The following is a 12,440-nucleotide window of genomic DNA, read 5'->3' as shown; positions in this document are numbered from 1 at the left end:
CACCGGCCGCGACGGAAGCGACGCGAACCGTGGTGTCCCGCGGGCACGAAGAAGGGGACTGCCCTCGCGGACAGTCCCCTTCGATACAACGGGTTTCAGGCGCCCGGTGGTGGCGGCACGGTCGCCCAGAAGTCGCACTGGCTGCGTGTCGCCAGGTCGATCCGCTGGTTGCCGCCGGCGGACGCGAGGTCCAGCGACAGCGCGTCACGAGCCGTTCCCGTGCTGAACCGCGGCCACGCGGGCAGGCCCGAAGCGTTCGGGTCGCCGGTGCGGGCGAACGTCGACCAGTACTTCACCATCTGGTCGGAGAGCGCTTGCTGCTGCGCGTTCAGCGTCGCGCCGGTGAACTTCGGGAACAGGTAGTTCAGTTCCGCGCCGTGCTCGGCACCCTCGTCGAAGCCCGGAATGTCGACCACCGGCGGGGCCGTGCGGTCGGAGAACTGGTAGACGAACAGCTTGGCCTGCCCGGCGATCGCGGCCCGGTAGGCCGTGACGTGCTGGCAGGTGGCGAGCTGGTCGTCACCGGCGTCGCTGAGCACCTGCGACAGCGCGAGACCCGGCGTCGGGTAGGCGGACGCGGGGTACCGCGCCAGGACGCGGTCGGCGTCCACGCCGAAGGTGGTCCGGATGATCTGCGGGTACGACTCGGCGGTGACCGGGTTGCCCGAGGCGTCGTACTGGATGCTGACGATCATCCGCATCTCGTCGCGGTTGTTGCCCCACAGCATCGGCACGCGGGAGAACTTGCCCTGCCGGAACGCGTCGATCGGCTGCAGCGGCTGTTCGCTGCCGCCGGCCACGGGACCCTGCGGCAGCGGCGGCCACGCCTGCATCAGCGCCTTCACGTCGGTCTTGCCCCGCAGGCAGTTCGCGGCCGCGGCGGCGTCGGCGCAGCCGAACTGCGTGGCCACGGTCGTGCCCATGGTCTCGGCGGCGTCCTTGGTGAGCAGCGGGGAACCGCAGCTGTAGGTCTCGCCGATCGCGCGCTGGAACAACCCGGCCGAGGCGGGCGAAGTGAGGTGGATGCAGGCGGCACCGGCACCGGCGGACTGGCCGCCGATGGTGATGTTGCCGGGGTTCCCGCCGAAGCCGGCGATGTTGCGCTGCACCCACTTCAGCGACGCGCGCTGGTCCTGGATGCCGAAGTTGCCGGACTGCACGCCGGGCGTCTCGCCGTCGAGGGACGGCAGCGCGAGGAAGCCGAGCACGCCGACGCGGTAGTTGACGGTGACGACCACGACGTCACCCTGCACGGCCAGGCGCGCGGCGTCGTAGGTGGCGCTGGTGCCGTTCTGGAAGCCGCCGCCGTAGAACCACACGACGACCGGCTTGACCCCGGCCGTCTTCGGCGCGAAGACGTTGAGGTAGAGGCAGTTCTCCTCGTAGGACTCGATGATCCCGCCGAGCCCGCCGAGCTGCGCGCACTGGCTGCGGAAGTTGGTGGCGTCGAGGACGCCGTCCCACGCCTTCGCGGCCTGCGGCGCCCGCCAGCGCAGCGCCCCGACCGGCGGGGCGGCGTACGGCACCCCCTTGAACGTCACCAGATCGGCGGCCGCGCTCCCGCGGACCAGCCCGGTCTCGGTGGGCGCCAGCTCGCCGACGTACTTCGCGGCGTCGGCGGCCGCCGGACCGGCGACCCCCGTCACCGCGAGCGCCACCACGGCACCGACCGCGGCGATGGCTCTACCCCATCTCATCAAAGCTCCGAAGTTCTCTCGCCGGAAGGGACGATCGGGACGCTAAGCGCGCCCACTTCCATTCCGCTTCCCCAAAGCCGTGAAGGCCTCCTTCACGGCTTTTACGGCCGGTAAGGAGGCCTTCACGGCTTTCAGAGGCGGGAGAGCACCTCGCGGGCCCGGGTTTGCAACGCGGGGAGGCCGGTCGCGCGGCCGAGACCTTCCTCGCACAGGCGACGGGCTTCCTCCCGCCGTCCCTGACCCGCGTGGGCGCGGGCCAGCGCCAGCAGGCAGCGCACCTCGATCAGCCGCAACCCGCCGCTGCGGGCCAGGTCGAGGGCCTCCGCGCCGACCAGCAGGACCTCTTCGTGGTCGCCGCGAGCACCGTGGACCGAGGCCATGCCGCTCAGCGCTTCCGCCACGTGCCACGGCGAACCCCAGTGCCGGGCCACCGCGACCGCTTCCCGCTGGTGGCTGACCGCCGAACACGTCTCCCCCAGCGCCGCCTCCGCCCGGGCCAGCGCGTTGAGCGCACCCACTTCGGTCTCGCGGTTCTGTTCCTGGCGCGCGATCTCCAGCCCCTGCACGGCTTGCGCGCGGCCCTGCTCGAACTCGCCGAGGTCGATCGACACCAGGCTCAGCCCGCACAGCGCCGAACCCTGGCCGTACGGGTGGGAGTGCGCCTTGTGCAGGTCGAACGCCCTGGTCAGCGACCGCCGCGCGCCCGGCAGGTCGCCCTGCAGCCGCTGGACGACGCCGATGCCGACGAGAACCACCGCCTCGCCGAGCTGGTAGCCCTCGGCGACGGCGAGCTCCAGTGCCTCGTCGAGGCACGCGCGGGCCTCGACGAGCAGGCAGCGCTGCCGGTGCACCGAGGCCAGGTTGTTGAGCACGCTCACCTGGCCCAGCCGGTAGCCGCACTGCCGCTGCAGGTCCAGCGCGAGTTCGAACTGGGAAGCCGCTTCCCCGAACCGGCCGGCCACCCGCAGCGCGATCGCGGACGCGTTGAGCGCCGCGGCCTTGCCCTCCGGCCAGTCCACGCGCTCGAACACCCGCAGCGCTTCGGTCATCCACTCGACGGCCTGCTCGTGCCGTTCCCGGTGGACGAACGCCAGCCCGATGCTCTGGGCGGTGACCGCTTCGACGGCGGGCACGTCGAGGCGGCGCGCGGCGGCCAGGACCTTGGTCGCGATGCCGACCCAGTCGACCCGCCGTCCCCGGTGGTAGAACGCCGAGCGCACGGCGTCGGCGAGGTACCAGGCGACCGGGTACGGCCCGTCGGTCACCGCCTGCGTGACGACGGCGCAGAGGTTCTCGTGCTCGGCGTCGAGCCAGGCCGCGGCCTCGGCGGAGTCGGCGAAGGAGAGGGGGTTCGCCGGCACCACCGCGGGTTCGCGCGGCAGCCGCGGGTCGTGCCGCCTGCCGAAGATCCGCTCCGCCGCGTCCGCGCCGGAGAGGTACAGCTCGACGAACCGGCGCCACGCCCGGGCCCGCGCAGCCGGGGCTTCGTGCGCGCCGGCCTGCCGCAGCGCGTACGCCCGCAGCAGGTCGTGCAGCCGGTAGCGGCCGGCCACGTGCTGTTCGACCAGGTGCGCCGCGGCCAGCAGCCGCAGCTGCCGCGCCACCGCGTCGACCGGGTCGCCGGTGAGCGCCGCGGCACCGCGGGCGGTGAAGTCGGGGCACGAAGCCAGGCCGAGCAGCCGGAACAGCCGCCGCAGTTCCGGGGCGAGCGCCTCGTAGGAGACGGCGAACGCCCGCGTCACGGCGCTTTCCTCGGCCCCGTCCACGACGAGCTGCCTGAGCCGGTCGCCCTTGGCGAGGTCCGCGGCCATCGCGGCGACCGTGGTGTCCGGGCCGGTCGCGATGTTGGCGGCGGCGATCCGCAGCGCGAGCGGCAGGTGCCCGCACAGCTCGGCCAGCTCCCCCGCGGCCGCCGGCTCGGCCGCCACCCGGCCTTCGCCGAGCACGCCGCCGAGCAGGGCCCGCGAGTCCGCCTCCGTGAGCGCGCCGAGGCCGAGGGAGAACGCGCCGAACTCGGCGACCAGCCTGCCGAGCCGGTGCCGGCTGGTGACCAGCACGGTCCCGGTCGGCGGCAGCAGCGGCAGGACCTGCTCGGCGTCGCGGGCGTTGTCGAGCACCAGCAGCACCTGCCGGTCGGCGAGCATCGACCGGTAGAGCCCGGCCTGCGCGTCGACCTCCTCGGGGATCCGCCTCGGATCGGCGCCGAGCGCGCGCAGCAGCTGGGCCAGCGCGACGGCCGGCTCCATCGGCTCGCGGTCGGCGTCGAACCCGCGCAGGTTCACGTAGAGCTGCCCGTCCGGGAACCGCTCCCGGACGCGGTGGGCCCAGTGCAGGGCGAGCGCGGTCTTCCCGACGCCGGGGATGCCGTGCACGATCCAGACGTCCGAGGCGTAGGCGCCGGCCCGCGCAGCGAGCTGGCGGTCCAGCTGCGCCAGCTGCTCGGTCCGGCCGGCGAAGCCCCGGACGTCCCGGGGCAGCTCGGCGGGCCGCGCCGGCCCGGCGACCTCGCCCACCGGAGCCGCGGGCGGCGGCTCGGGCGGGTCGTCGCCCTCGCCCTTGAGGACCTGCAGGTGCATCGCCCGCAGCCGTTCGCCGGGTTCGACGCCGAGCTCGGCGTCGAGGCGTTCGCGGGTCGCGGTGTAGACCTCCAGCGCCTCCGGCGTCCGGCCGGAGCGCTGCAGCGCGAGCATCAGCTGCTCCTGCAGCCGTTCGCCGAAGGGGTATTCGTCGACGAAGTGGCGCAGCTCCCGCACCACGTGCGTGTGCCGTCCGGTGGCGAGCTCGGCGTCGAAGAGCGTCTCGAGCGCGGTCATCCGCTGCTCGGCCAGGATCTGGCCGCTGCGCCGCACGAGCACGTCGGTGACCCCGCCCAGCGGCGGCCCCTGCCACAGCTCGAGGACCGCGCGCAGGCGCTCGACACACCGGCGCGGCTCCCCGCTTTCGATGAGCCGCCGGGCGTCCTTCGCGACGTCGTCGAAGACGTCGGTGTCCAGTTCGCCGGGCCCGACCTCGATCAGGTACCCGGGTTCGCGGCGCACGATCACTTCGCGGCCGAGCAGCTTGCGCAGCTCCCAGACGCGGACCTGCAGCTGCCCGCGCGCGCTCGCCGGCGGGCGGTCTTCCCACAGCAGTTCGATCAGCTGGTCTTCGGAGACGACCTGGTTGGCGTTGAGCAGCAACGCGGCCAGGACGGTCCGCTGCTTCGGGCCGCCGAGCCGGGCGGGCCCGTCGACGCCGACCGCGGAAACCGGGCCGAGCAGCCGGTACTTGAGGTCGGTGAAGGCCGGGAGCGTCAGCACGGGTGCGGTCCGGGTCCGCACCGGCGCGGAGCGGTAGGAGACTTCGTCGGCCGTCATCGGCGTCCTCCGGTGCGCCGGAGGATCCGCGCTCTGCGTGCGTCGTTCGTCATGCGGGCGTCCGCCTTCCCCAGTAAAGTTCAGCCCCAGTGACGGAAAGTGTTCAGATCGTCACCACGTCATCCCCCAGCCGGGTGAAGACACTCTCGTCGAGCCGAACGTGCCAGCGGCGCGCGAGCAGCGTCAACCGGCGTGAAAACGTTTCGCGCCAGCCCGAAACGTCCACTCGCGACCCAGATCACGGAACCTCTGTGACGTCGGGCCCGTGCCAGCGAAAACCCGCTCCACCAGGGTTATCCTCAGCCGGGAAGGGAGCGGTCGGCGTTGTTGAAAATTCACTTCACGGAAGCGGACCTGGCGAGGGTGACCATCGCCGAGGACGCCGACCCGATGTGGGAACTGCTGATGAGCAGCTACCGGATCCGGCGCCCGGAAGGCGAGCCGCTGTTCGGCCGCTGGCGCCGGGGGTCACGCTCCGCAGTTCCCGAGTCCGGCCGCCTGCTCATGTCGGCGGTCCCCCCGTACGGCTACTGCCCCGACTTCCTCACCCCGGCCGGCGCCCGCACCATCGGCGAAGGCGTCTCGGCGGTGCTCGAAACGCCGTCGCCGGTGCTGGCCGCCGACGTCGCCGAGCTGGCGGCGCAGGGCACCCGCGTCCCCCCGTGGCTGCGTCGCCTCGGCGAGGGCGAACCCGCCGAACTGCGGCGCCTCGGCACGGCCCTGCACGACTACTACCGCGAGTGCGTGGCCCCGGACTGGCCGTCGGTCCGCCGAGCGGTCGCCCGCGACCGCCGCCGCCTGCAGTCCAGCCTGGACCGCGGCGGCCCGCAGCTGCTGCTCTCGACGTTGCACCCGGACATCACGTGGACCCCGCCGGTGCTGCGCGTCCGCTTCCCGATCGAGCAGGAACTGCACCTCGCCGGCCGCGGCCTGCGGCTGATCCCGACGTTCTTCGCACACGGCATGCCGACGACGTACAAGGACCCGGACCTGCCCCCGGTGCTGGTCTACTCGATCAGCCACAGACGCTTCGACAGCGACGCCGAGCCGGGCCCGTCCCTGGCGGCGCTGCTGGGGCACACGCGGGCGCGGGTGCTGATGACGGTCGCGATCACGCGGTGCAACACGAGCGAGCTGGCGGAGTTGACGGGGATTTCGCTGGCGACGGCGAGCCAGCACGCGTCGGTGCTGCGGGCGAGCGGGCTGATCACGAGCGCGCGGTCGGGGAAGTCGCAGATCCACGAGATCACGCCGCTGGGGCTGGGTGTCATCCGGGCTAGTTGAGTCCGGCTCGGGACGTCTTGAATGAGTCATTCAGGACGCCGGAGGTCTTGAATGACTCATTCAGGACCTTGCGGGCCGCCGCACGACCCGCCCCGGCACGGCAGGGCAGTCGCCCCAGGTCGGGAGAGCTGAGGTCGCGCGCGGCCCTCGGGTGTCGCGAATGAGTCATTCGCGGCGCCGGAGGTCCCGAATGAGTCATTCGCGACCTTGCGGGCCGCCGCACGACCCGCCCGGCCGCGCCGATCGCGGGCGAGTTGCCCTAGGCCGGGAGCGCTGAAGCCGGCTCGGGATGTCTTGCGGGCCACCGCGCGACCCCGCCACGCCCGCCGTGGGCGAGTTGCCCGAGCTGAGGTCGCCCGCGGTCCTCGGGGGTCGCGAATGAGTCATTCGCGGCGCCGGAGGTCCCGAATGAGTCATTCGCGACCTCGCAAGCCGCCCGCCGACCCCGCCGCGCCTACCGCAGCCAGCCGCCCCGCCACGCCCACCGCGGGCCAGCTGCCCCAGCGCCGCGACGACGTGAATGACTCATTCCTGTCGTCTGACGACAGGAATGAGTCATTCACGTCACGCCGGCCGGGACCGCTCACCCGGTCGAGGCTTGCCTTCTCGGGGCGCGGGCGTGTTAGCCTTTCGCCGTGCAGCGCCTGAACTCGTCCTTGCGACTCGTAGTCCGGCGCGCCGGCTGAACCCAGGTTGCCGGCGCGCAGCGCTCGTGACCTCTTTTTCTCGGGACCTGGCCCCGATCCCATCCGCACTTCCCCGTGGAGATCAGCCATGTCCAGCCCCACGTCCTTCGCCAGCCGCCCGGCCATGCTGCTGCGGCGCCGGATCGCCGCCTACTTCACCGGCGGGGCCGAAGAAATCCCCGCCCTCGTCCGCGGGCTCGACGGCACGCTCGTGCACGAACTGTCCGTCGACATCAAGGACGGCGTCCGCGAGAGCAGCATGGTCTGCGCCGTCCTGCTGGGCGGCGACGAGATCGACGCGCTGCTCGACCGGCTCCGCGCGCTGCCCGCGGTCGTCTCGGCCGAGCTCGCCTGACGCGCCGCGTTCGCGACCATCGCCACGCCCTCGTCGGTGAACAGCGACTCGGGGTGGAACTGGACGCCCTCGATCGGGAACGCCCGGTGCCGGACGCCCATGATCTCGCCGGTGTCCGACCACGCCGTCACGACCAGGTCGTCCGGGAGCGTCGCCGGGTCGAGCACCAGGGAGTGGTAGCGCGCCACCGTCAACGGGTTCGGCAGCCCGGTGAAGACGCCGGTGCCGTCGTGGGTCAGGGCCGAGCACTTGCCGTGCATCGGTTCGGCGGCGTGCACCACCTTCGCGCCGAACGCCGCGCCGATCGCTTGGTGGCCCAGGCACACGCCGAACACCGGGACGCGCCCGGCCAGGCGGCGGACCAGCTCGATCGAGATGCCCGCGTCCGCCGGGTCGCCGGGGCCCGGGGAGATCAGCACCAGCTCCGGGTCGAGGGCGACGACGTCCTCGACGGAGATCTCGTCGTTGCGGTGGACCTCGCACGCGAGCCCGAGATCCCCCAGGTACTGCACCAGGTTGTAGACGAACGAGTCGTAGTTGTCGAGCACGCAGATCACGCGGCCGTCCCTTCCACCGTCACGCCGAGCGCGCGGGCGCCCGAGCCGAGCTTCGCCAGGCATTCCGCGTACTCCTCGGCCGGGTCCGAATCGTGGACGATGCCGCCGCCCGCCTGCAGGCGGATTTCGCCGTCGCACCAGACCATGCTCCGGATCGTCAGGTACAGGTCCACATGGGACACGCCGAACGAGCCGACCGCGCCGGAGTACAGCCAGCGCCGCGACGGCTCCAGTGCCTCGATGATCTCCATCGCGCGCACCTTCGGCGTGCCGGTCATCGTGCCCGCCGGGAACGTGGCCCGGATCAGCTCGTCCGTGCCCCGCTCGACCGCCGGTTCGCCCCAGACGTCGGACGTCAGGTGCATCACGTGCGAGTAGCGCTCCACCGCCATCAGCCGCGAGACCGAGACACTGCCCGGGCGGCACACCCGGCCGAGGTCGTTGCGGGCGAGGTCGACCAGCATCCGGTGCTCGGCCAGTTCCTTCACCGACGAGCGCAGGTCGTCCTCGGCGAGCCGGTCGGCGCGGCCGTCGAGGCCACGGGGCCGGGTGCCGGCCAGCGGCCGGATCAGCGCGCGGCCCCCGGCCAGCGTCAAGCACGGCTCAGGGGACGCGCCGACGGCCTCGAACCGCGGGCCGCCGTACCAGAAGTGGTACGGGGACGGGTTGATCCCCGTCAGTCTCTTGTAGACACTAAGGCCATCCACAGTGGCCGGTGCGGTCCACGCGTTCGACAGCACCAGCTGGAAGACGTCGCCGTCGAGGATGTGCTGCTGCGCGCGGCGCACCGCGTCGACGTACTCGTCGTAGGCGAAGCCGAACCGGCCGGTGCCCACGGCGACCGTCCCGAGTGGAGCGACGACGAGCCGGTCCAGGGTGCGGGCGACCTGCTTGGCCGCCGTCCGCGCGGCGGCAGCGGTCGGGCCGCGGCCGATCACGCGGCCGCCGGCGACCAGCACCTCGGGCAGGAAGAACTCGTACGACGGCCGTCCGGTCGCCGGGTGCCGGCTCGGGAGCCGTTCGAAGTCCCGCGCCGCGTCATAGGCGAGGAACCCGAACCAGGCCGCCTCGGCGTCCGTGGTGCCCGGCGGCAGGTCCAGGCTCCGCAGCAGGTCAACGGCGGCGGTCAAGGGGGCACCGCCGCCGGGGTGCGACAGGACGGCCAGCTCGCCGACGGCCAGTACGGGCGACGAGCCGCCCGGCCCCGCCGTGAGCATCACCCGTCCGGCCGGGCGGAGCGCCGCGGCGGCAGCCACCGGATCGACCGTGGTGGCCAGGGAAACGACGTGGCGGTGCAACCGGTCCCCCGCCGACAGCGCGGACGTGATCATCGCACGCCCGCCGGCACCCGGAACTGCGTCCGCTCGTGGTCGCCGACCGGCTTGCCCATCGCGTACCGGAACGCGGCGAGCTGGATCGCCCGCGGCGGGCAGCCTTCGACGAAGATCCCGAGGTCCCGGCTCTCGTACAGGCAGTTGCCGACGAGCACCACTTCCCCGCGCAACGGCGGCAGCTCCACCTGCGGCCCCGAGATGACCGTCATCTCCCCGTCCCAGGCGCACAGCTCCTCGGCCAGCGCCTTCATCGCCCCGGCCACGAACCGGCTGCACGCCGGGCACGCGTGCTCCGCGTACACGTGGATCCCCTCGCGCGGCACGACGATGTCGACCGGCGCCTTGACCATGTCGAAGGCCACTTCGGACAGTGGCGTGCCGAGCAGCTCGATGTCGTCCAGCGACAACGGACCCATGCCACGGGCGTGCGCGTCCCGCAGGTACGCCACGCTGTCCGGGTCGAACCCGGCCAGCGTGCCGACGGCGACGTCGAGCGCGACGGCGTTGCGGCTCGCGGCGAGGAACCCGACCTCCCGCGCCTGGCCGTCCATCGGGTAGTTGCCCTCGATGACCGTGGTCCCGTCGCACACCACGAGGTCCTGCGGCCGCATCACATTGAGGTCCACGGTGGACTCGTCGACGCCCGCCATGTGGACGATCCGGGTGGTGTACCCGGGCAGCAGCCCGACGAGGTTCTTCATCGCGTTCGAGTAGACGACGCTCGCGTGCGTGCGCAGCTGCGGGACCCCGATGAAGAAGTCGCAGTCCAGGATCAGTTCGGGGACGGCGATCGGCACCCGCAGCGAGGTCGCGCCCGGGATGCCGGTGATCCGCAGTGGCAGGTCGTCGAAGCTGACGATCCGGGCGTACTTCGCGGCTTCGTGGTCGTTCAGCAGTTCGTAGATCGCGTGTGTCCGCTCGGCGATCACCGGCTGGGCCCCGTGCTCGGCGACGACCCGGGCGATCGCCGCCAGCAGTGCCGGGCTGACGTGGAACCCCGGCCTGGTCTGGAACAGGTTCGGCTTGATCAGCACCTCGTCGCCGGCCCGCAGCCCCGACAGCGGCGCGCCGAGCAGGTCGAGCAGCCGGTCCAGGCCGTCCGGCACGCCGGCGTCATCGCCGACCGCCGTGAGGGCGACCTGCTCAGTCATCCGTCTCCTCCATCGCGATCACCCGCGCCGGCGCGGCCTCGGCACCGGCCACTTTGGTCGGCAGCGCGAACAGCCGGACGACCTGCTGGGTCAGCTCGTGCATGTTGGTGACGTACTCCAGCAGCGGGATCCCGGCGGCCAGCAGCGCGTGGTGCACCGGCGATCCGGCGTCGCCGGGCCGCTCGGTGAGGCAGTCGAGCCCGAACAGGCTCGCGCCGTTGTCGATGGCCCACTCCGCCGCCGACGGCGTCAGGTACGGCGGGCGGTCCCAGTAGTCGGGCCGTCCCCAGTTGTGCCGCAGGTAGTCGGTGCGCACGAGCAGCCGGTCGCCCGGTTGCCACACCGGTGAAAGCGTCTTCTCCAGGTCCTCGCCGGTCACCGGGTCCAGCTCGCCCTTGTGGGACAGGTCGGCGACGCAGGCGCGGCCGATCAGCGTCTCCAGCGGCACCTCGTCGATGCCTTCGGTGCCGGGGAAGAAGTGCAGCCGGTACTCCATGTGCGTGCCGTTGTGCGGGAAGACGTGCAGGTACGAGAACGTGCGCTCGGTGCCGTACGGGTCCGTTTCCGGCGTCATCGAGCGCTCGCTGACGAACTTCGGGAACCAGTCGGCGGGGTAGGACGGCATTCCGTCGTAGAAGCCGTGGGTGAGGTCGACGAGTCGGGCCACCACGAGTTACTCCTTGCTCAGCAGGTGAAGAGGCAGGTGTTGCGGACGGTCGTGTTGTTGATCATCGTGATGACCGTGGTGCCGCCGGGCGGGATGGCGCGGATCCCGCCGCCGGACAGGCCCGACGGCGTCATGAAGGCGGCCCAGAGCGCGTACCATTCGCTGCGCTCGCCGGTTTCCGGGTCGATCACCGCTTCCACGTTCGGGGGCACGATCTCCTGGACGAGCGACCCGGCGCGCGAGCCGGCGTCGAGGGTCGCCCGCCACGTCGCCGCGTCGACCTCCTTGCCGATGACGACGCCTTGGCCGCCGTACAGCCCGGCCGGCTTGAACACCAGCTGGTCCTGGCGGGCCACGCAGTCGTCGATGCGCCGGGTGTCCGGGCCGGCGCCGGGACGGCCGAGCATGCGGCACCACGGCAGCACGCGCTCGATGACCGCGCGTTCGTCCACTGTGAACAGTTCCGCGAACTCCGACAGCATCGCCAGCGTTCCCTTGTTGCCGAACACGTTCGTCGGCGTCCACACCACGACCTGACCGGCCTCGTGCGCACGGAACACCGGCTCCAGGAGCTCGTCGCAGTCGGGCTGTTCGAGCATTTCCTCGAGGCCGTAATACCGCAGGATCACGTCGACGCCGGCGCCGTCCAGGTACGGCTTCCCGCGGCGGAACCGCAGGTCGCCGATTTCCCCGACGCGGCAGTCGATCTCGTTCTCCGCGAGGAGTTCCGCGATCGCGCGGCGCTGGTGGCCGTAGCGGGCCATCCCGCCGGGTCCTTCGAGGATGGCGACGACCGGCTCGCCCACCCCGATGGTCTTTCCCGCGCCGCGCAACGCCTCCGCGAGATCCGATCCCATGTCGAGGAAGCCGAGATCGTGCTCGGCGGCGAACTCCGCGACCGCCGGGACCTTCAGGTACGCCTTGGGTAGCGTGCCCACCATGTCCAGGCCGCCGAGCGCGCTGCCGATGTTGTATTCGAGCAGCTTGAACGCCGAGCCGTCGAAGTAGACGTCCGCCCGGCCGTACAGCGGCGGCGGCCCCTCGCCGAGCAGGCGGCACATCAGTGTCGCGTGCCGGTCGTCGATGCCCAGCGCGGTGCGGAACCGGTCGAAGTCCCCGCCGTACATCCGCCGCGGCAGGCCCGTGACGAGCTCGTAGATCGTGACGAGGTCGCGGCCGAACGCCCGGTATTCGGCCTCGTCGACGAAGATCGGCCGCGGCAGCAGGCGGGGCCAGGACAGGCGCTTGGTTTCCGAGAGCTCGAGGCTCGCCCGCGCGTGGCGCAGCGGGCCGTCCGGCGCCTCGCACCCGGCGAGGTAGGCCTCGGTGATCCGATCGGACCGTGCCGACATG

8 protein-coding genes and 1 pseudogene are annotated in these 12,440 nt (G+C 72.3%); 2 read left to right on the top strand and 7 right to left on the bottom strand.

Annotated elements, in window-relative coordinates; genetic code table 11:
* Window positions 1-95 precede the first annotated feature (95 nt).
* Both SD460_RS16385 and SD460_RS16380 read right to left on the bottom strand, forming a co-directional pair.
* Window positions 96-1,697: a carboxylesterase/lipase family protein gene (locus SD460_RS16385; protein WP_318306319.1), complete on the bottom strand. Its 1,602-nt coding sequence runs from the start codon at window positions 1,695-1,697 to the stop codon at window positions 96-98.
* A 131-nt stretch (window positions 1,698-1,828) separates the two neighbouring features.
* Entirely contained in the window at window positions 1,829-5,053 is a 3,225-nt protein-coding gene (locus tag SD460_RS16380; protein WP_318306318.1) for an AfsR/SARP family transcriptional regulator, read from the bottom strand.
* A 363-nt stretch (window positions 5,054-5,416) separates the two neighbouring features.
* Between SD460_RS16380 and SD460_RS16375 the strand changes: the two genes are divergently transcribed.
* Window positions 5,417-6,337 carry an ArsR/SmtB family transcription factor gene (locus tag SD460_RS16375; protein ID WP_290063069.1) on the top strand — a complete coding sequence of 307 codons (921 nt, stop codon included), beginning with the start codon at window positions 5,417-5,419 and terminating at the stop codon, window positions 6,335-6,337.
* A gap of 774 nt (window positions 6,338-7,111) precedes the next feature.
* The gene (locus SD460_RS16370; protein ID WP_290057113.1) at window positions 7,112-7,378 is read left to right on the top strand and encodes a hypothetical protein; all 267 of its coding nucleotides are present in this window, start codon (window positions 7,112-7,114) and stop codon (window positions 7,376-7,378) included.
* A 14-nt stretch (window positions 7,379-7,392) separates the two neighbouring features.
* Here the strand turns inward: SD460_RS16370 and SD460_RS16365 are convergent.
* The 5 genes and pseudogenes from SD460_RS16365 to SD460_RS16345 form a co-directional block, all read right to left on the bottom strand.
* Window positions 7,393-7,998 (bottom strand): annotated as a pseudogene (locus SD460_RS16365) (anthranilate synthase component II); the annotation flags it as partial.
* Entirely contained in the window at window positions 7,932-9,266 is a 1,335-nt protein-coding gene (locus SD460_RS16360; RefSeq protein WP_290057114.1) for an anthranilate synthase component I family protein, read from the bottom strand. The pseudogene SD460_RS16365 and the gene SD460_RS16360, both read right to left, overlap by 67 nt.
* Window positions 9,263-10,420 (bottom strand): DUF362 domain-containing protein, encoded by a 1,158-nt coding sequence (locus tag SD460_RS16355; protein WP_290057116.1) that lies wholly within the window; start codon window positions 10,418-10,420, stop codon window positions 9,263-9,265. The genes SD460_RS16360 and SD460_RS16355 overlap by 4 nt, the downstream gene beginning before the upstream one ends.
* Window positions 10,413-11,090 carry a cyclase family protein gene (locus SD460_RS16350; protein ID WP_290057118.1) on the bottom strand — a complete coding sequence of 226 codons (678 nt, stop codon included), beginning with the start codon at window positions 11,088-11,090 and terminating at the stop codon, window positions 10,413-10,415. The genes SD460_RS16355 and SD460_RS16350 overlap by 8 nt, the downstream gene beginning before the upstream one ends.
* A gap of 14 nt (window positions 11,091-11,104) precedes the next feature.
* Window positions 11,105-12,439 carry a glutathionylspermidine synthase family protein gene (locus tag SD460_RS16345; protein ID WP_290057120.1) on the bottom strand — a complete coding sequence of 445 codons (1,335 nt, stop codon included), beginning with the start codon at window positions 12,437-12,439 and terminating at the stop codon, window positions 11,105-11,107.
* Window position 12,440 lies beyond the last annotated feature (1 nt).

The sequence above is a fragment of the Amycolatopsis solani genome, assembly GCF_033441515.1.
Taxonomy (GTDB): Bacteria; Actinomycetota; Actinomycetes; order Mycobacteriales; family Pseudonocardiaceae; genus Amycolatopsis; species Amycolatopsis solani.
The sequence above is the reverse complement of the archived record's forward strand: the minus strand, read 5'-3'. Positions and strand labels throughout refer to the sequence as shown.